Raw genomic sequence first — 18550 nt, 5'->3', positions numbered from 1 at the left:
CCGTTCCAGATAGTCGTACGGTCTTCCTGTGGCCAGGACCAAGGAGTTCGATCCCGACGCCGCGCTCCAGGCCGCCCTCGACCTGTTCTGGGCGCGCGGCTACGAGGCGACGACGATGTCGGACCTCGTGGAGCACCTCGGCGTCGGCCGGGCCAGCATCTACGCGACCTTCGGGAACAAGCACGCGCTGTACCTGAAGGCGATGGACCGCTACCTGGAGACCCGCGACCCGCGGATCGTCGAGGAGCTGTCCGCCCCGGGCCCGGCCCTGCCGGCCGTCCGCGCGCTCGTCCGCCGCTTCGCCGCCGAGGCGTCGGCCGACGACGCGCGGCTGAACGGCTGTTTCGTCACCAACTCGGCGGCGGAACTGGGTCCGCACGACACGGCGGTGGCCCGCCGGGTCGAGCTCAGCTGGGAGCAGATCGAGACGCTCCTGTACGCGGCGCTCACCCGGGCCCGCGCCGGGGGCGAGCTCCCGGCCGACCGGGACCCGCGCGCCCTGGCGCGCATGCTCCTGGTACTGCTCCAGGGGATCCGGGTGGTCGGCAAGGCGTCGAGCGACCCGGCCAGGGTCCGGGACGCGGCGGAACAGGCGTTGGGCCTGCTGGACTGAGGCGGTAGGACCCGAGCAGGACGTAAGAAAGGGCGCCCACGGGGGGCGCCCTTTCTCAGGGGCTCATTTTGGAACGTACGGTCAAGTACAGGGGGACGGGAATGTCGTCGACGAGGGTGCAGGAACCCCACGGGGCCACCAGCGGCGGGCGCCGCACACCAGGAAGCCGCACACCAGGGCGCCGCACCCGCGGAGGCCGTACAGGCGGAGGAGGCCGTACGCCCGGGAGCCGCACCCGCGAGCCCCGCACCCGCGGAGGCTTCGCCCTCCTCGCGGCCGTACAGATGACCCTCATCTTCACGCTCGCCTCCCTCGCCGTGCCCCTCCCCCGCATCGGCACCGAATTCGGTCTCGACCGCGCCCAGTTGATCCTGCTGAGCGCCGCGTACGGCCTGACCTTCGCCGGGCTGCTCCTCTTCGGCGGGCGGCTCGCCGACCGCTTCGGCGGGCGCCGGATCCTCACCGCTGGACTGCTGGTCTTCGGCGCCGCCTCCGCCCTCGCGCCGCTCACCCCCGGGTACGAGGCGCTGCTCGCCGCCCGGTTCGGGCAGGGCGTCGGCGCCGCGCTCGTCGCCCCGGCGGCGATGGCGGTGCTCCGGTCCCTGTTCCCCGAACCGGCCGCGTACGGCAGGGCGATGGCCACCTGGGGCGGCCTCTCCGTACTGGGCGCGACCGCGGGGAACCTGCTCTCGGGGGTGATCGCGGGGGCCACCTCCTGGCGCGGCACGTTCGCGGTCCCGGTGGCGGTGACCGTCGTGGCCCTGCTCCTGGCCCCGCGCGTACTGCCGGGGACCGCGCCCGGACGCGGCCCCGCTCCGAACGGCCGGTCGCTCGACCTCCCCGGCGCCCTGCTCGCCACCGCCGGGATCACCCTCGCCAGCTTCGGGCTCGTCCTCACCGACGCCCACGCGTGGGGCTCCGCCCCGGTCCTCGTCCCCCTCCTGGCCGGACTGGTCCTGCTGGCCGCCTTCGGGGCGGTGGAGCGGCGCACCGCCGACCCGCTGCTGCCCCCGGACTTCCTGCGCGACGGCCGCCGGGTCCTGGGCCTGGCGGCGATCGGTCTCACGGCGGCCGGCACGGCCACCGTCTTCATCCTGCTCTCCCTCTCCTTCCAGCAGCAGCGCGGCTGGGACGAACTGCGGACCTCCGCCGCCTTCGTGCCCTTCGCGGTCGCCCTGCTGGCCTCGGGGCGGCTGGCGGCCCCGCTCATCGGGCGGTACGGCCCCGGGCGCGTGACCGCGGCCGGGCTCGGGACGGCGGCGGCCGGACTCGGACTGCTCGCCGCGACCGGTTTCGACACCTCGGTGCCGTACGCGTACGGGCTGCTCCCCGGCCTGCTCCTGCTGCCGGCCGGCGGCGCCCTGTCCTTCTCGGCCGCCGCCGTCCTGGCCACCGAGGGCGTCCCGGCGCACCGGGCGGGCCTCGCGGGCGGCGTCCTGAACACGGCGATGGAACTCGGCCCGACCGTGGTCTTCGCCGCACTGCTCACCCTCGGCGGGGACGCGGTGTCCCTGGCGGCCGCCGCCGCCCTCTTCACCGCACTCGCCGTCACCACGATCCGCGTCAAGTAGCAAGCACTCACACGGGAGTCGACTCACATGAACGCACGCTTCACCGACCGCGTCGTCCTCGTCACCGGGGCCGGTTCCGGTCTCGGCCGGGCCATCGCGCTCGCCTTCGCCGCCGAGGGCGCGAAGGTCGTCGTCGCCGGCCGTACCGCCGAGCCCCTGGAGGGGACGGTCGGTCTGATCGAGGCCGCCGGGGGCACCGCCGCGGCCGTCACGGCCGATGTGGCCGACGCCGGGTCCGTCCGGGAGCTGGTCCGGCGTACGGTCGAGGTCTACGGCGGTCTCGACGTGGCCGTGAACAACGCCGGGGTCTTCCGGGGCGGCCACAGCGCCGCCGACTTCCCCCTGGACGACTGGCGGACGCTGCTCGACATCAACGTCACGGGGGTGCTGCACGCCCTCCAGGCCGAGGTGGCGCACATGCGGGCGCACGGGGGCGGCTCGATCGTGAACATCGCGTCGAACCTGGGCCCGCACGTCCGGATCCCCGGGGTCTTCGGCTACCAGGTCTCGAAGGCGGCCGTGTCGGCACTGACCAGGGCCGCGGCCCTGGACCACATCGCCGACGGGGTCCGGATCAACGCGGTCAGCCCCGGCGCCTCGGAGTCCGCGATGTCGCTCCGACCCGGCGAGACGGAGGCCGAGCGGGAGGTCCGGATGAAGCAGGAGTCCCCGCTGGGCCGGATCTCCTCCGCCGCGGAGGTGGCGGCGGCCGTGCTGTACCTCGCGTCGGACGCGGCCGGCTCCGCCGTCGGCACGGACCTGGTGATCGACGGCGGCGTCTCCGCCTGACGCGCGGGGCTCAGCCCTGGGCGGCCGCCGGGTCCATCCAGAAGACCTCCCAGTGGTGGCCGTCCAGGTCCGTGAAGGAGCGGCCGTACATGAAGTCCATGTCCATCGCCTCCTTCGCGGGGGTGCCGCCGGCGGCGAGGGCGGCGTCGGCGAGCTCGTCGCACTTCTCACGGCTCTCGGCGCTCAGGGTGACCAGGACCTCGGTGGCCTTGGTGGCGTCGGAGATCTCCTTGCCGGGGGCCATGAAGGACTTGAACTTGTCCTCTTCGAGGAGCATCGCGAAGATCGTGTCGCTGAAGACCACACAGGCGGTCGTCTCGTCGCTGAACTGCGGGTTGTGGGAGAAGCCGAGCTTCTCGAAGAAGGCCCTGCTGGCGTCGACACTCTTGACGGGCAGGTTCACGAAGATCATCTGCGGGGCCATGATGCGCTCTCTTCCCTTGCGGTCGCTCCGGTCGCTTCGGTCGCTCCGGCGCCTTCAAGAGGTAGGACGGGCGTCCCGCCCGTAACTCATCGCTCTCCCGAAGATTTTTTGCGCTCAGGCGGCGGAGCGCAGCTCAAGGGCCGCCAACGGTACGAACCCGCCGCCCGTGCCCTCCGTACCGGCCCCCGGCCCGACGAGCCGCCGCAGCATCGCGAGGGCGATCCGCTCGCCCTGCGCCTTGGCCCGCTCGGCCAGCGGGCCGGTGTGGAGGCCGTCGACGGTGGCCTGCCAGAGCTGCACCCAGCGCCCGAAGTGGGCGGCGGTGAGGGGCCGGGCGGAGTGGAGCGCGGCATGCGGGGCGAAGGCGTCCCGCCCGTAGTCGGCGGTACGGAAGAGGGCGCGCTCCCAGAAGTCGGTGATGCGCGGCAGATGGACCTCGAGATCGGTCCCGGCGACCTCGGTGAAGAACGGCCCGATGAGCGGATCGGCGAAGGCGGCGCGATAGAAGCGCCGCAGCACGACGTCGAGGTCGCCCCGCCCACTGACATCCCGGCTGGCACACATACCCCCAGTGTGCCCGCTGAGGCGGACCGCCCGTAGAGCCGAACGTCCCCTCCCCTCCCCTCCCCACCCCACCCCACCCGGCGAGGCCCCGGCCCCGCAGGCCCCCGCCCGCCCGACAGAGCCCCGCCTCTTCCCCTTCACACCTTGTTGATGCACTGTCAATTCCGTACTCCTAGTTTCCGGAAGCGCGCGACCCCGTCGCCGACCGGACTGACGGGGCGGTTCACCACCCTTCTCAGGAGTGAGACGTGGAGCGACGCAGTTTTCTGCGCGGAGCGGTCATCGGTACGTCGGCGGCGGCCTTCGGCGGCACCCTGATGCACGGCGCCGCCTACGCGGCCCCCGCGCAGCCCGGCGCCGGCCCCTACGGCGCCCTCGGCGCCGCGGACGCCAACGGCATCCTGCTGCCCGCCGGTTTCACCAGCCGGGTCATCGCGCGGTCGGGCCAGACCGTGCCCGGCACCTCGTACACCTGGCACAGCGCCCCCGACGGCGGCGCCTGCTTCGCCGACGGCACCGGCTGGATCTACGTGTCCAACTCGGAGATCAACCCGAGCGGCGGCGCGAGCGCGGTGCGGTTCAGCTCGGCCGGCGCCGTCACCGGCGCGTACCGCATCCTGTCCAACACCCGGCAGAACTGCGCGGGCGGCAAGACCCCGTGGAACACCTGGCTCTCCTGTGAGGAGGTCAGCCTCGGGTACGTCTACGAGACCGACCCGTACGGAGTGAACGCCGCCGTCCGCCGCGCCGCCATGGGCCGGTTCAAGCACGAGGCCGCCGCGGCCGACCCGGTCCGCAAGGTCGTCTACCTGACCGAGGACGAGACGAGCGGCTGCTTCTACCGCTTCATCCCCACCACCTGGGGCGACCTCTCCGCCGGCACCCTCCAGGTGATGGTCGCGGGCTCCGCCGCCTCCGGCTCCTTCACCTGGCAGAACGTGCCGGACCCGGACGGCTCCCCGACCGTGACCCGCAGCCAGGTCTCGGGCGCGAAGAAGTTCAACGGCGGCGAGGGCTGCCACTACGCCAACGACACCGTCTGGTTCACCACCAAGGGCGACAACCGTCTCTGGCAGCTCAACCTCACCACCAACACCTACGAGCTGGCGTACGACGACTCGCTCGTGCCGAGCGGCGCCGCCCCGCTCACCGGTGTCGACAACGTCACGGGCTCCTCCTCCGGCGACCTGTTCATCGCCGAGGACGGCGGCAACATGGAGATCTGCGTCATCACCCCGGACGACGTCGTCGCCCCGTTCCTGCGGATCAGCGGCCAGTCCTCCTCGGAGATCACCGGCCCCGCCTTCTCCCCCGACGGCACGCGGCTGTACTTCTCCAGCCAGCGCGGCACGAGCGGCAGCTCCTCCGCCGGCATCACGTACGAGGTGACGGGCCCGTTCCGCGCCTGACGCCCGCGTCGGGCCCGTCCCGCGCCTGGTACTCGCGCGGCGACGGGCCCTCCCGCCCCGTGATCTCTACGCGGTGACGGGGCCCGTCCCGCCCCGTGATCCCCACGCGGTGACGGGGCCCGTCGCCCCGTGATCCCCACGAGGCGACGGGCCGACCCGCCCCGGACCCTACGAGGTGACGCGGGGCCCGTTCCGTGCGTAGCACCGCAGATCCACCGTCCGTTGGGCGCCGCCGAGCAGGGCGGCGCCCAACGGCGTCAGCGTGTGCAGGACCGCGTTCCCGTGCCGCAGGGTCGCGATGAGCCCCGCCTCGCGCAGCACGCCCGCGTGCTGGCTCGCCGAGGCCAGCGACACCCCGGCCCGGCGGGCGAGCTCGCTCGTCGTGCCGCCGTCGCCGATGGCGTGCAGGACCGCCGAGCGGGTCTGGCCGACCAGCTTGGCGAGCGAGGAGCCGCCCGGCGCGCGCACGGTCGGCGCCTCGCCGTGGGTGACGGGGTAGACGAGGACCGGCGGCAGCGCGGGGTCGCGCAGCACCACGGGCGTCCCCCGGCAGAAGTACGAGGGCTGGAGCAGCAGCCCCCGCCCGTCGAGGTGGACGTCCCGGTCGACCGGGTAGTCGGCCTCCAGGACGGGCGCTCGCCAGCGCAGCATCGGCGGCAGCGAGGCGAGCAGCTCGTCGGCGCCGCCGTCCAGGAGCGCGCGGCCGCGCCGGGCCCGGTCGGCCTCGACGCGGGCCCTGATGTGCGGCCAGTACGGCTCCACGGCGGCCCGGTGGTAGCTCCGCAGCGCCCCCACGAGCCGGTCGAAGGGCTCTGCGCCGGCGTCGGCGAGGGCGCGCAGCGAATGGGGTACGGTCCGTCCGCCGGAGCGGTGCGCGGCGAGCAGCGAGAGTTCGCCGCGCAGCCGGCCGGAGTCGGTCGCGCGGATCGCCTCCAGGCCCTCGTCGAGCCCGTGGACGCCCTCGGCGGGCGTCAGGAAGTCGGGAAAATAGCCGCGGCTGGGGACGAGCGCCGCGAGGAGCCGGGTCTCACCACCGAGCCGCATCCGGGTTTCGGAGCGCCATTCTCCGAAGACGACGGGGCCGCGCCGGTCCCTTAAACGGTGAAAACTGAGAATCGTTTCCCACAGAACATCGGGCCGGGCGGCGGTCCGCACCCCCGCCAGGTCGTTTCCGGTGAAATGAATCCGCAGCATGACGTCCCCACCTGTGCACTCGCAACCACCCCCGACGACGAGTATGCACAGCATCACTGCACGTTACCAGGGTGTTTCAGCCACAGTTGAAAAGCATCGCGGCAATGGGGGCGGAACCGAAAAGCTGTACGGGTCGGGCAGGAAACCTTCAGGACCGAGGTGACGTGGTGAAGACCGTGGGGGGCTTTGCCCGTCCGGCGGCGGTCGGCGAGGTTGCGGCTCACCTGCCCGGCATCGGTAAAGGGCGCGGCCTCCGGGTGGGGATCCGGGGGTCGCGCCCGCTCCATTCTTTGCGGTGGATCCTTTGCGGAGGAACGAGGAAGTTCAATGGCCAATAATTCAATCAGGCGCAATTGAACAACTACTCACATCCGCTCAACAAACAAACGACGGGACGGACACCTCCGCACAAAGGTGTCCGTCCCGTCGTCGTGATTCCGGGGCCGCCGCCCGCCGTTGAGGGTGGTGAGGTGACCGGCGTCGCCCCCGGTCGTACCGGAGTGGTTCGGTGATTCCCGCTGCTGAACGGGGGTTCAGGAGGGCCCGACCGCCGCTCCTGACCCCCCGTTCAGCAGGACTCAGCGGCTGTCGCTGCCCTTCGACTCGGCCGCCGCGCGGCCGGCCTCCAGACGCGCCACCGGGATCCGGAAGGGCGAGCAGGAGACATAGTCCAGACCGACCTCGTGGAAGAAGTGGACCGACTCCGGGTCGCCGCCGTGCTCGCCGCAGACACCGAGCTTGATGTCGGGGCGGGTGGCGCGGCCGGCCTGGACGGCGCTGCGCACGAGCGCGCCGACACCGTCCTTGTCGATGGTCTCGAAGGGGCTGACGCCGAAGATGCCCTTCTCCAGGTACGCGGTGAAGAACGAGGCCTCCACGTCGTCGCGGGAGAAGCCCCAGACCGTCTGCGTCAGGTCGTTGGTGCCGAAGGAGAAGAACTCCGCGGCCTCGGCGATCTGACCGGCGGTCACGGCGGCGCGCGGCAGCTCGATCATGGTGCCGAGCGCGAGCTTGAGCTCGACACCGGTGCGGGCCTGGACCTCGGCGATGACCTGCTCGGCCTCCTCGCGGACGATCTCCAGCTCCTGGACGGTGCCGACGAGCGGGATCATGATCTCGACGCGCGGGTCGCCCTTGGCGTCGACGCGCTGGGCCGCGGCCTCGGCGATCGCGCGGACCTGCATGGTGAACAGGCCGGGGATGACCAGGCCGAGGCGGACGCCGCGCAGACCCAGCATCGGGTTCTGCTCGTGCAGCCGGTGCACGGCCTGAAGGAGGCGCAGGTCGTTCTCGTGCGGCTCCTTGCGGGACTCGGCGAGGGCGACGCGCACCGACAGCTCGGTGATGTCGGGCAGGAACTCGTGCAGCGGCGGGTCGAGCAGCCGAACCGTGACGGGCAGCCCGTCCATGGCCTCGAAGAGCTCGACGAAGTCGGTCTTCTGCAGCGGCAGGAGGGCTTCCAGGGCGTTGTCGCGCTCGACGTCGGTGTCGGCCAGGATCAGCCGCTCGACGAACTGGCGGCGCTCGCCGAGGAACATGTGCTCGGTGCGGCAGAGGCCGATGCCCTGGGCACCGAAGCGGCGGGCGCGGTTGGCGTCCTCGGCGTTGTCGGCGTTGGCGCGGACGCGCAGCCGGCGGACGCGGTCGGCGTAGGCCATGATCCGGTGCACGGCGGCGACGAGCTCGTCGGCGTCGTCGGCTCCGGCGTGCATGCGGCCCTCGAAGTACTCGACGACCGGCGACGGTACGACGGGTACCTCACCGAGGTAGACCTTGCCGGTGGAGCCGTCGATGGAGACGACGTCACCCTCCTCGACGACCTGGCCGTCGGCCGTGGTCATCCGGCGGCGCTTGGTGTCGACCTCGAGCTCCTCGGCGCCGCAGACACAGGTCTTGCCCATGCCGCGGGCGACGACGGCGGCGTGCGAGGTCTTGCCGCCGCGCGAGGTGAGGATGCCCTCGGCGGCGATCATGCCGTCCAGGTCGTCCGGGTTGGTCTCGCGGCGGATCAGGATGACCTTCTCGCCCGAGCGGGACCACTTGACGGCGGTGTACGAGTCGAAGACGGCCTTGCCGACGGCCGCGCCCGGGGAGGCGGCGATGCCGCGCCCGATCTGGTCGACCTTCGCGTCCTCGTCGAACTTGGGGAACATCAGCTGGGCGAGCTGCGCGCCGGTGACGCGCTGGAGCGCCTCGGCCTCGTCGATCAGGCCCTGGTCCACGAGCTGCGTGGCGATGCGGAAGGCGGCACCGGCGGTGCGCTTGCCGACGCGGGTCTGGAGCATCCAGAGCTGGCCGCGCTCGATGGTGAACTCGATGTCGCAGAGATCCTTGTAGTGGGTCTCCAGCGTGTTCATGATGTGCATGAGCTGGTCGTACGACGTCTTGTCGATCGACTCGAGGTCGGCCAGCGGCACGGTGTTGCGGATGCCGGCGACGACGTCCTCGCCCTGCGCGTTCTGCAGGTAGTCGCCGTAGACGCCGGCGTGGCCGGAGGCGGGGTCGCGGGTGAAGGCGACACCGGTGCCGGAGTCCGGGCCGAGGTTGCCGAAGACCATCGAGCAGACGTTGACGGCGGTGCCGAGGTCGCCCGGGATGCGCTCCTGGCGGCGGTACAGCTTCGCGCGGTCGGTGTTCCAGGAGTTGAAGACGGCCTCGATGGCGAGGTCCATCTGCTCACGCGGGTCCTGGGGGAAGTCGCGGCCGGTCTCGGCCTTCACGATCTTCTTGAAGTGCTCGACGACCTTCTTCAGGTCGGCGGCGTCGAGGTCGGTGTCGCTGGCGACCTTCTTCGCGGCCTTCGCCTCGTCCAGCGCGTCCTCGAAGAGCTCGCCCTCGACGCCGAGGACGGTCTTGCCGAACATCTGGATGAGCCGGCGGTACGAGTCCCACGCGAAGCGCTCGTTGCCGGCCTGGCCGGCGAGGCCGACGACGGACGCGTCGGAGAGGCCGATGTTGAGGACGGTGTCCATCATGCCCGGCATGGAGAACTTCGCCCCGGAGCGCACGGAGACGAGCAGCGGGTCGTCGGCCTGGCCGAGCTTCTTGCCCATCTGCTGCTCAAGGGCGTCGAGGTGGGCACTCACCTCGTCGCGGAGCTCGACCGGCTCCGAGCCACTCTCGAGGTAGACCTTGCACGCCTCGGTGGTGATCGTGAACCCGGGAGGGACCGGCAGACCGAGGTTGGTCATCTCGGCCAGGTTCGCGCCCTTGCCACCGAGCAGGTCCTTCAGGTCCCTGTTGCCCTCGGTGAAGTCGTACACGAACTTCTGATCATTGTTTTCCGACACGGGTCCCGACTCCTCGATGACTCGGTTGGCTGCCCTGACGGCGAGGAACATACCCAGATCGAAGGCTTCTGGGGAGGTACGCCTAGCGGTCACGTGGCCTTAACCACCCGTCCGCCAGCACTTCGAAAGTAACCGAGAAGTAGCTTCCGCTTTCAGGCCCCGAAGACGTCATGACCCAAACCAGAGACAAGTTGCTCACATGAGCGCGCATCCGAGCAGTTGCGTTCAAGTCTTGAATGCAAAAAGGGTGGCACCCCGTGCCACCCTTCAGGCGATGCAGCCGTTCGTAACCTGCTCATCTGAGCACCACCCCCCTCAAGGGTGGCGAGGATCACTCCCCCGGAAAGGCCGAATCGAGGCCGAATCTCAGCCGCCGGACGTGTCCAGCTCGGCATCCTCACTCACGCCGGAGCAGTCATACGGGTCCTTCAACCAGCCGTCCGGCAGGACAACTCGGTTGTTTCCGGACGTACGACCCCGAGGGCCGTCGGCACCCACCGGCCACGACTGATCAAGGTCCAGCTCGCTCAACTGAGCGCTCAGTTCGTCGAGGGACGAGGTGATCGCCAGGCTCTTGCGCATCTCGGAGCCCACCGAGAAGCCCTTCAGGTACCAGGCCACGTGCTTGCGGAAGTCGATGACACCGCGTGCCTCGTCGCCGATCCACTCCCCGAGCAGCCGCGCGTGCCGCACCATCGCGTCCGCGACCACGCGCAGGCCGGGCGCGGCGTAGGCGCCGGTGCCCTCGAAGCCGGCCACCAGGTCCGCGAAGAGCCACGGCCGCCCCAGGCAGCCACGGCCGACGACCACGCCGTCGCAGCCCGTCTCCCGCATCATCCGCAGGGCGTCGTCGGCGGACCAGATGTCCCCGTTGCCGAGGACCGGGATCTCCGGCACGTGCTCCTTGAGGCGCGCGATCGCGTCCCAGTCCGCCGTACCGCCGTAGTGCTGCGCCGCCGTCCGCCCGTGCAGGGCGATCGCCGTGACACCCTCCTCCACCGCGATCCGGCCCGCGTCCAGATACGTGATGTGGTCGTCGTCGATGCCCTTGCGCATCTTCATCGTGACCGGCAGGTCGCCCGCGTTGGTCACGGCCTCGTTGAGGATCGCGCGCAGCAGCGGCCGCTTGTAGGGCAGGGCCGAGCCGCCGCCCTTCCGGGTCACCTTGGGGACCGGGCAGCCGAAGTTCAGGTCGATGTGGTCGGCGAGGTCCTCGTCGACGATCATCCGGACGGCCTTCCCGACCGTCACCGGGTCCACCCCGTACAGCTGGATCGAGCGCGGCTGCTCGGTCGCGTCGAAGCGGATGAGCTGCATCGTCTTCTCGTTGCGCTCGACCAGGGCGCGTGTCGTGATCATCTCGCTCACGAACAGCCCCTTGCCGCCGCTGAACTCGCGGCAGAGGGTACGGAAGGGGGCGTTGGTGATGCCGGCCATCGGGGCGAGCACCACCGGCGGCTGCACGATGTGCGGCCCGATGGCAAGGGGGGAGAACGCGGTCATTGGCCCATTGTCGCGCACTGCGCCAGTCATTAGTTAGCCGTACTATCCGAACATGCCAGAGCTCACACGCTCGCAGCTCCCCCGGCGCCGGCAGCTCGTCGTCCTGGCGATCTGCTGCATGAGCCTGCTGATCGTCAGCCTGGACAACACCGCGCTCAACGTCGCCCTGCCCTCCCTGCGGCACGACCTCGACGCCTCCGTCTCCGGCCTGCAGTGGGTCATCGACGCGTACACCCTGGTCCTGGCCTCGCTGCTCATGCTGGCCGGCTCCACCGCCGACCGGATCGGCCGCCGCAAGGTCTTCGTGACCGGCCTCGTCGTCTTCGCGCTCGGCTCACTCCTCTGCTCCCTCGCCCCGAACCTGGAGGCGCTGATCGCCTTCCGGGCGGTGCAGGCGGTGGGCGGCTCGATGCTCAACCCGGTCGCCATGTCGATCATCACCAACACCTTCACCGAACCCGCCGCACGCGCGCGTGCCATCGGCGTCTGGGGCGCCGTCGTCGGCATCTCCCTGGCCCTGGGGCCGCTGGTGGGCGGTGTGCTCGTCGAGTCGGTCGGCTGGCGGGCGATCTTCTGGGTCAATCTGCCGGTCGCCCTCGTCGCCCTGCTCCTGACCCTGCGGTACGTCCCCGAGTCCCGCGCGCCCCGGCCCCGGCGCCCCGACCCGGTCGGACAGCTCCTGGTGGCAACGCTCCTGGGCTCCCTCACGTACGCGATCATCGAGACCGACCCGCTCTTCGCCGGCATCGCGGCCGCGGCGCTCGGCGGGGTCCTCGTGTACGAGCCGAGGCGCCGCGAACCCCTGATCGACCTGCGGTTCTTCCGCAGCGCGCCGTTCAGCGGTGCCACCGTCGTCGCGATCTGCGCCTTCTCGGGCTTCGCCGGCTTCCTGTTCCTGAACACCCTGTACCTCCAGGAGGTGCGCGGGCTCTCCCCGCTGGACGCCGGTCTGTACGTGCTGCCGATGGCGGGCATGACCTTCGTCTTCGCCCCTCTGTCGGGTCGGCTCACGGGCGCGCGTGGACCCCGGCTCCCGCTGCTGCTCGCGGGCACGGCGATGGCGACGGGGGCGCTGCTCTTCGCGGCCTTCGAGGCGGAGACCCACGATCCGCTGCTCTTCGTCGGGTACGTGGCCTTCGGCATCGGGTTCGGCCTGGTGAACGCGCCGATCACCAACACGGCCGTCTCGGGGATGCCCCGCGCGCAGGCCGGGGTGGCGGCGGCGGTGGCCTCGACGAGCCGCCAGGTGGGGCAGACGCTCGGGGTGGCGGTCGTCGGGACGGTGCTCGCGACGGGGGTGGGCGCGGGGATGTCCCCGGACGACTTCGTGACGGCGGCACGGCCGGGCTACTGGGTGGTGACGGCCTGCGGTCTCGCCGTCCTCGCGGTCGGCGCGCTGACCAGCGGAAAGTGGGCCCGCCGCACGGCGGAGCGGACGGCACGGTGCCTGGAGACGGACGATGGGGCGCAGGCGGCGGACGGGACGGACCTGCCGCTCAGGCGGCGGTGAGGGCGGCCTGGGCCTCCCGGGCCGGCTGTGCGTCACCGGAGGCGTGGGCCTCCCGGGCCGCCTGAGCTGCCTGAGCTGCCTGGGCCTCCCGGGTCGGCTGGCCTGCCTGCGTCTCCCGGGTCGCCTGGGCCTCGTCGCGTACGGCCAGTTCCAGGAGCCGTTCGAGCCGGGCCCGGGACTCCTCGTCGAGGGGTACGTACGTGCCGAGGCGCGGTCCGGCGGCGGGCCCGAGCCAGAGGTTGGTGTGTTCCAGGTGCAGGACGCCCACCTGGGCGTTCCGGATGACCTTGGCGCGGCCGGCGAGGTCGGCGACGTCACGCCGGTCCCAGAGCTCGCGGAACTCCGGGGAGGCGTCCTGGAGCCGCTGGACCAGCGCCTTCCAGGCGGGTTCGGCCAGGTGCTCGGCCATCGAGGCGCGGAGCTTTCCGACCATCGCGCGCAGGACCTCAGGGAGGTCGCCGAAGGCGGCGCGGAAGTCCTCGTCGGTGAAGGCGAGCCAGAGGGTGTTGCGGTCCTCGCGGGGCAGCGCGTCCAGGTCGCAGTAGAGCCGCCCGAAGGTGCGGTTGTAGGCGAGGAAGTCGTACCGGCTGTTCTGCACGCAGGCGGGCACGGGCTCCAGCTGGTGGAGCAGCTCGCGCAGCGCGGGGGTGACGGCCGGGCAGGCCGTCTCGGGGTGCGGGTCGCTCTGGGCGGCGAGGGCGAAGAGGTGGCTGCGTTCGGTCGGGTCGAGCAGCAGGGCTCCGGCGAGGGCGTCCAGGACCTGCGGGGAGACCTGGATGTCGCGGGCCTGCTCCAGCCAGGTGTACCAGGTGACGCCGACGGCGGAGAGGTGGGCGACCTCCTCGCGGCGCAGGCCGGGAGTGCGGCGGCGGCGTCCCCGGGGCAGGCCGACCTGCTCGGGGGTGATGCGCTCGCGCCGGCTGCGCAGGAAGGCGGCGAGCTCGTGTCGCCGCGTACCGGGTTCGGCCGTCGTCATGGTCGTCACGCTCCCAGGATGCCGGGCCCGTAAGACCCGTGCCAGGTACTGCTTCTACCAGGATAAAGACACTCTGGTACCAGGCTGAGGGGCGGCGGATCGTCGACACCGTGACTACGACCTCCGCTTCTCCCCGATCCCCGGCCTCTCCCCCGGGCGGCACCCCGCCCGGGGCCGCTCCCGTCGTCCACCACCGACCGGCGCTCGGTTCGCTCGGTCTGTTCACCGTCCTGCTCGGCGCGGCCCTGCCCCTGATCGACTTCTTCATCGTCAACGTCGCCCTGCCGTCGATCGACCACGACCTGGCGGCGGGCCCGGCACTCCTGGAGCTGGTCGTCGCCGGGTACGGCCTTTCGTACGCCGTCCTGCTCGTCCTCGGCGGGCGGCTCGGCGACCTCTTCGGGCGCCGCCGGCTCTTCCTCGCGGGCATGGCGGCCTTCGGGCTGACCTCGCTCGCCTGCGGTCTCGCCCCGGACGCCTGGACGCTGGTCGGGGCGCGGGTGGCGCAGGGCGCGGCGGCGGCGCTGATGCTGCCGCAGGTCCTCGCGACCATCCACTCCTCGACGGAGGGCGCGCGGCGGGCCAGGGCACTGAGCCTGTACGGGGCGACCGCGGGGCTCTCCATGGTGGCCGGGCAGATCCTGGGCGGGGTCCTGGTGGCCGCCGACCTCGCGGGCTCGGGCTGGCGTGCGGTGTTCCTGGTGAACGTGCCGGTGGCGGTGGTCGGTCTGGTCCTGGCCTTCCGTACGGTCCCGGAGACCCGCTCGGACCGCCCGGCGCCGGTGGACGTGCCGGGCACGCTGCTGCTCGCCCTCGCGCTGACCACCCTGCTCGCGCCGCTGACGGAGGGCCGGGCGGCGGGCTGGCCGCTGTGGACGTGGGTGTCGCTGGCCGTGTTCCCGTTCGCGGCGGTGGCGTTCTGGCGGGTGGAGCGGCGGATGGACCGCCGGGGCGGCACGCCGCTGGTCCCGCCGAGCCTGCTCGGCCTGGTGTCGCTGCGGCGCGGGCTCGTGCTGCTGCTGCCGCTCTGCATGGGCTTCGGCGGCTTCATGTTCGTGATCGCGGTCGCCCTCCAGCAGGGCCTGGGCCTGGGCGCGATCACCTCCGGTCTGGCCCTGGTCCCGATGGCGGTGGCCTTCTTCGGTGCCTCGCTCGCGGGTCCCCGGCTGGTGCGGCGCTGGGGCACGCGCGTGGTGACGGCCGGCGGCCTGATCCAGGGCGTCGGCATCGGACTGCTCGCGGTGACGGTCTGGCGCGCCTGGCCGGACCTGTCGGTGGGGATCCTGCTCCCCGGCATGGCGATCGCGGGCCTGGGCCAGGGCCTCCAGCTCCCGGTGCTCTTCCGGGTGATCCTCTCGGAGGTCCCGGGGGAACGCGCGGGCGTGGGCAGCGGCGTGATGGTGACGACCCAGCAGTCGGCTCTCGCCCTGGGCGTCGCCACCCTGGGCTCCCTCTACCTGGGCCTCGCGACCTCGGCGCCGGACGCGGGTACGGCCCTGACGACGACGCTCCTGGTCCAACTGGCCATGGTGGCCGTGACGGTGGCACTGTCCGCGCGCCTGCCGAGGAAGGTGGGCTAGCCGGGACGGCGGAAGGGCCCGGGGCGTGGAGACGCCTCGGGCCCTTCGTCATGCGGTGGTGACTACTCCTGGCCGGTGGCGGTGGCGGCCGTGGTGTCGGCCGTGTCGGCGCCGGCGGCGTCCGCCGCGGTCTCGGCGGCGTCGGCTCCCTGGGTGCGCTCGCGCATCTTCTTCAGGAGGTCCTGCTTGCGCTCGTCGGCGGAGCGCTGGGCCGCCGTGCGGCTCTGGCCGTCGGCGTGCTGATCGGCGCGGGACAGCTTCTTGCGCTGTCCTCCGACGCCGAGGAGGTTGTTGCGGCTCTTCGCCACGGTGTTCTCCCGTCAGTGAGGTGGGCGGTGGTCTGACTCGGGCTGCCGGAGACGGCGCTCACTCGTAGATCTGGAAGAACGAATACATGCCCGTGACGCTACCCCGGCCCCTGGGGGAGAGCACCCGATTTTCCCCGCACCACTCGAAGGAATGACAGATATTGAAATCTGTCATCGGTCATGTCATGGTTGTCGTGTCACGTCGATCCACCGATCGCCCGATCCACCACTTCCGAATCCGAGGAGACAGCCATGACCACCATCAGGCGTCCCGTCCCCACCCGCCGGCTCGGCACCACCGGGCCCGAGGTCTCCGCTCTCGGCCTCGGCTGCATGGGCATGTCCGCGCTGTACGGCGAGAGCGACCGGGCCGAGTCGGTCGCGACGATCCACGCCGCCCTCGACGCGGGGGTGACCCTGCTCGACACGGGCGACTTCTACGGGATGGGTCACAACGAGCTGCTGATCAACGAGGCGCTGCGCACGGCCCCCGCGGCCGCCCGCGAGCAGGCGCTGACCAGCGTGAAGTTCGGCGCCCTGCGCACGGTCGAGGGCGGCTTCACCGGGTACGACGGGCGGCCGGCCGCCGTGAAGAATTTCGCGGCCTACTCGCTCCAGCGCCTCGGCACCGACCACATCGACATCTACCGGATCGCCCGCGTCGACCCGGACGTACCGATCGAGGAGACCGTCGGCGCCATCGCCGAGCTGGTCGAGGCGGGGCACGTGCGGCACATCGGACTCTCCGAGGTCGGCGCGGACACCCTGCGCCGGGCGGCGGCCGTGGCCCCGATCGCGGACCTCCAGATCGAGTACTCGCTGATCTCCCGGTCGATCGAGGAGAAGATCCTGCCGACCGCCCGGGAGCTGGGCATAGGCATCACGGCGTACGGGGTGCTGTCGCGCGGCCTGATCAGCGGCCACTTCGCCCGCGACCGGGAGCTGGCGGCGAACGACTTCCGGGGCATGAGCCCGCGCTTCCAGGGCGACAACCTCCGGCGGAACCTGGACCTCGTGGACCGGCTGCGGGCGCTCGCCGAGGCCAAGGGCGTGACCGTCGCGCAGACCGCGATCGCCTGGGTCCTCGCGCAGGCCGAGCGGCAGGGCGCGGACATCGTCCCGCTGGTCGGCGCCCGGCGCCGGGACCGGCTCGCGGAGGCGCTCGGCGCCCTGGACATCACGCTCGACGCCGCCGACCTGGCGGCGATCGAGGAGGCCGTCCCGGCGGGCGCGGCGGCCGGCGACCGCTACCCGGCGGCACAGATGGCACACCTGGACAGCGAGCACTGACCGGCGCCCCCGGGACCCCGGCGACTGACGGGTACTGTCATTCCATGGCCGCCACCGAGACCCTGACCGCCGAGCGCATCCTCGAAGCCACCGAGGAGGTGCTGCGCCGCTACGGACCGGCGAAGGCGACCGTCGTGGACGTGGCCCGGGTCCTCGGCGTCAGCCACGGCAGCGTCTACCGCCACTTCCGCACGAAGGCGGCTCTGCGCGAGGCGGTGACCGAGCGGTGGCTGGAGCGGACGATCGTCGCACTCCGGCCCTACGCCGAGGGGCCGGGCGGCGCCGACGAACGGCTGACCGGCTGGTTGACCGCCCTGTTCACCCTCAAGCGCCGCAAGGCGGGCGGTGACCCGGAGCTGATGGCCACCTTCCAGGTGCTGATCGGCGAGAACAGCGCCGTGGTCCACCGGCACGAGGAGCATCTGGTGGAGCAGATCGCCCACATCGTGGAGGACGGCCACCGCGAGGGGGTCTTCGCCGCACCGGAGCGGGACTACGCGACCACGGCCCGGGCGGTCTTCGACGCCACCGACCGCTTCCACGACCCGGCGCACGCCGCCGACTGGTCGACCACGGACATCGAGGATGCGTTCGCGGCAGTCATCTCGCTGACCCAGCGAGCGCTGCGAGCCTGACCCGGGCCCAGTTTGAAGATCATTTGGCTCGGACTTTCCCGTTCCCTGTCCGGAACCTGACTAGCGTTCTCCCCACCGCGCCCGAAAACGCTTCCAGGGGGAACCATGTCCGCGCACGATCAGCCACCGGCCGTACCGGCCACAGCGACCGACGGACGACCGGGGCCACCGGCCCGCTCCGGGGCCGCTTCGGCGATCGGCTGGGTCCTGACCATCGGGCTCAATGTCGTCGCGCCGATCCTCACGTACAACATCCTGACCGAGGACCACGGTTGGTCCGAGTTCGCCGCCCTGCTCGCCGGCAGCGCCTGGCCGGTCCTGGACAGCGCGATCATGGTCGCCTGGCGCCGCAAGATCGACGAGTTCGCCGTCGTCACCCTGGTGTTCCTGGTGATCACGGCCCTGGTCTCGCTGGTCGGCGCGCACACCGCCCGCGCGCTGCTGGTCAAGGACTCCGGAGTCACGGGCCTGTTCGGGCTGCTCTGCCTGGCCACCCTGCTCGCGCCGCGCCCGCTGATGTTCTACTTCGGGCGCAAGTTCGCCACCGACGGCACCCCGGCGAGCACCGCCTGGTGGAACGGCATGTGGCAGTACGAGGGCTTCCGCTCCACCATGCGCACGATGACGCTGGTGTGGGGCGTGGCCTACGTGGCCGAGGCGCTGGTCCGGGTCGGGCTCGCCTTCACCCTGGACACCTCGACCATGGTCACGCTCAGTCCGCTCATGATCTACGGCGTGCTCGGCGTCCTCGGGGTGTGGACGGCCTGGTTCGGCAAGCGCCGCGCCGCCGAGGGAGCGAGACGGCAGGCGGAGGCCGATGCGACGGCCGCCCAGGCGGCCTGACCCCGACCACGGGAAAGCCCCCGGTTCCTCTCGGAACCGGGGGCTTTCCCG

At 71.8% G+C, this 18550-nt stretch carries 16 protein-coding genes; 9 read left to right on the top strand and 7 right to left on the bottom strand.

From position 1 onward, the window contains the following. Positions 1–28: 28 nt before the first annotated feature. From E0F75_RS23960 to E0F75_RS23950, 3 genes are all read left to right on the top strand, one after another. The gene (locus E0F75_RS23960; protein WP_187624609.1) at positions 29–613 is read left to right on the top strand and encodes a TetR/AcrR family transcriptional regulator; all 585 of its coding nucleotides are present in this window, start codon (positions 29–31) and stop codon (positions 611–613) included. Positions 614–714: 101 nt separating this feature from the next. Further along, the gene (locus tag E0F75_RS23955; RefSeq protein ID WP_187624608.1) at positions 715–2184 is read left to right on the top strand and encodes an MFS transporter; all 1470 of its coding nucleotides are present in this window, start codon (positions 715–717) and stop codon (positions 2182–2184) included. Between the two features lie 27 nt (positions 2185–2211). Beyond that, on the top strand, positions 2212–2973 hold the full coding sequence (locus E0F75_RS23950) for an SDR family NAD(P)-dependent oxidoreductase (RefSeq protein WP_187624607.1): 762 nt from the start codon (positions 2212–2214) through the stop codon (positions 2971–2973). 10 nt (positions 2974–2983) lie between these two features. Here E0F75_RS23950 and E0F75_RS23945 read toward each other — a convergent pair whose 3' ends face one another. Both E0F75_RS23945 and E0F75_RS23940 read right to left on the bottom strand, forming a co-directional pair. Continuing rightward, positions 2984–3397 carry a VOC family protein gene (locus E0F75_RS23945; protein ID WP_187624606.1) on the bottom strand — a complete coding sequence of 138 codons (414 nt, stop codon included), beginning with the start codon at positions 3395–3397 and terminating at the stop codon, positions 2984–2986. Positions 3398–3511: 114 nt separating this feature from the next. Then, the gene (locus E0F75_RS23940; protein WP_187624605.1) at positions 3512–3961 is read right to left on the bottom strand and encodes a group III truncated hemoglobin; all 450 of its coding nucleotides are present in this window, start codon (positions 3959–3961) and stop codon (positions 3512–3514) included. Positions 3962–4209: 248 nt separating this feature from the next. Between E0F75_RS23940 and E0F75_RS23935 the strand changes: the two genes are divergently transcribed. After that, the gene (locus E0F75_RS23935) at positions 4210–5370 is read left to right on the top strand and encodes an alkaline phosphatase PhoX (protein ID WP_187624604.1); all 1161 of its coding nucleotides are present in this window, start codon (positions 4210–4212) and stop codon (positions 5368–5370) included. A 168-nt stretch (positions 5371–5538) separates the two neighbouring features. Here the strand turns inward: E0F75_RS23935 and E0F75_RS23930 are convergent, their stop codons facing one another. The 3 genes from E0F75_RS23930 to dusB form a co-directional block, all read right to left on the bottom strand. Further along, positions 5539–6564: a helix-turn-helix domain-containing protein gene (locus E0F75_RS23930; protein ID WP_187624603.1), complete on the bottom strand. Its 1026-nt coding sequence runs from the start codon at positions 6562–6564 to the stop codon at positions 5539–5541. 578 nt (positions 6565–7142) lie between these two features. After that, on the bottom strand, positions 7143–9854 hold the full coding sequence (gene ppdK, locus E0F75_RS23925) for a pyruvate, phosphate dikinase (RefSeq protein ID WP_187624602.1): 2712 nt from the start codon (positions 9852–9854) through the stop codon (positions 7143–7145). A 366-nt stretch (positions 9855–10220) separates the two neighbouring features. Continuing rightward, positions 10221–11357 carry a tRNA dihydrouridine synthase DusB gene (gene dusB / locus E0F75_RS23920; protein ID WP_187624601.1) on the bottom strand — a complete coding sequence of 379 codons (1137 nt, stop codon included), beginning with the start codon at positions 11355–11357 and terminating at the stop codon, positions 10221–10223. 52 nt (positions 11358–11409) lie between these two features. On the opposite strand from dusB, the gene E0F75_RS23915 reads away from it, so the two are divergent. After that, positions 11410–12867 (top strand): MFS transporter, encoded by a 1458-nt coding sequence (locus tag E0F75_RS23915; protein ID WP_187624600.1) that lies wholly within the window; start codon positions 11410–11412, stop codon positions 12865–12867. Here E0F75_RS23915 and E0F75_RS23910 read toward each other — a convergent pair. Further along, positions 12854–13843, bottom strand: a complete 990-nt coding sequence (locus E0F75_RS23910; RefSeq protein WP_187624641.1) for a helix-turn-helix domain-containing protein — start codon at positions 13841–13843, stop codon at positions 12854–12856. The genes E0F75_RS23915 and E0F75_RS23910 overlap by 14 nt on opposite strands. Positions 13844–13953: 110 nt before the next feature. Here E0F75_RS23910 and E0F75_RS23905 point away from each other — a divergent pair, with 110 nt between their 5' ends. Beyond that, positions 13954–15423 carry an MFS transporter gene (locus tag E0F75_RS23905; RefSeq protein ID WP_229312804.1) on the top strand — a complete coding sequence of 490 codons (1470 nt, stop codon included), beginning with the start codon at positions 13954–13956 and terminating at the stop codon, positions 15421–15423. A 62-nt stretch (positions 15424–15485) separates the two neighbouring features. Here E0F75_RS23905 and E0F75_RS23900 read toward each other — a convergent pair whose 3' ends face one another. Further along, the gene (locus E0F75_RS23900) at positions 15486–15731 is read right to left on the bottom strand and encodes a DUF6243 family protein (protein WP_187624599.1); all 246 of its coding nucleotides are present in this window, start codon (positions 15729–15731) and stop codon (positions 15486–15488) included. 252 nt (positions 15732–15983) lie between these two features. On the opposite strand from E0F75_RS23900, the gene E0F75_RS23895 reads away from it, so the two are divergent. The 3 genes from E0F75_RS23895 (at position 15984) to E0F75_RS23885 (ending at position 18499) form a co-directional block, all read left to right on the top strand. Then, positions 15984–17021, top strand: a complete 1038-nt coding sequence (locus E0F75_RS23895) for an aldo/keto reductase (RefSeq protein ID WP_187624598.1) — start codon at positions 15984–15986, stop codon at positions 17019–17021. Positions 17022–17065: 44 nt separating this feature from the next. After that, positions 17066–17656 carry a TetR family transcriptional regulator gene (locus tag E0F75_RS23890; protein ID WP_187624597.1) on the top strand — a complete coding sequence of 197 codons (591 nt, stop codon included), beginning with the start codon at positions 17066–17068 and terminating at the stop codon, positions 17654–17656. A gap of 105 nt (positions 17657–17761) precedes the next feature. Continuing rightward, entirely contained in the window at positions 17762–18499 is a 738-nt protein-coding gene (locus tag E0F75_RS23885) for a VC0807 family protein (protein ID WP_187624596.1), read from the top strand. The last annotated feature ends 51 nt before the right edge of the window (positions 18500–18550 follow it).

This window comes from Streptomyces sp. CB02980 (assembly GCF_014451325.2).
In the GTDB taxonomy this organism is placed as follows: Bacteria; Actinomycetota; Actinomycetes; order Streptomycetales; family Streptomycetaceae; genus Streptomyces.
Note: the sequence above shows the minus strand (reverse complement) of the source record. Positions and strands in the feature narration are given on the sequence as shown.

Coding starts and splice junctions, on each gene's coding strand:
- E0F75_RS23955 (WP_187624608.1), top strand. CDS start 715: ATGTCGTCGACGAGGGTGCAGGAACCCCACGGGGCCACCAGCGGCGGG.
- E0F75_RS23950 (WP_187624607.1), top strand. CDS start 2,212: ATGAACGCACGCTTCACCGACCGCGTCGTCCTCGTCACCGGGGCCGGT.
- E0F75_RS23945 (WP_187624606.1), bottom strand. CDS start 3,397: ATGGCCCCGCAGATGATCTTCGTGAACCTGCCCGTCAAGAGTGTCGAC.
- E0F75_RS23940 (WP_187624605.1), bottom strand. CDS start 3,961: ATGTGTGCCAGCCGGGATGTCAGTGGGCGGGGCGACCTCGACGTCGTG.
- E0F75_RS23930 (WP_187624603.1), bottom strand. CDS start 6,564: ATGCTGCGGATTCATTTCACCGGAAACGACCTGGCGGGGGTGCGGACC.
- dusB (WP_187624601.1), bottom strand. CDS start 11,357: ATGACCGCGTTCTCCCCCCTTGCCATCGGGCCGCACATCGTGCAGCCG.
- E0F75_RS23915 (WP_187624600.1), top strand. CDS start 11,410: ATGCCAGAGCTCACACGCTCGCAGCTCCCCCGGCGCCGGCAGCTCGTC.
- E0F75_RS23910 (WP_187624641.1), bottom strand. CDS start 13,843: ATGACGACGGCCGAACCCGGTACGCGGCGACACGAGCTCGCCGCCTTC.
- E0F75_RS23895 (WP_187624598.1), top strand. CDS start 15,984: ATGACCACCATCAGGCGTCCCGTCCCCACCCGCCGGCTCGGCACCACC.
- E0F75_RS23890 (WP_187624597.1), top strand. CDS start 17,066: ATGGCCGCCACCGAGACCCTGACCGCCGAGCGCATCCTCGAAGCCACC.
- E0F75_RS23885 (WP_187624596.1), top strand. CDS start 17,762: ATGTCCGCGCACGATCAGCCACCGGCCGTACCGGCCACAGCGACCGAC.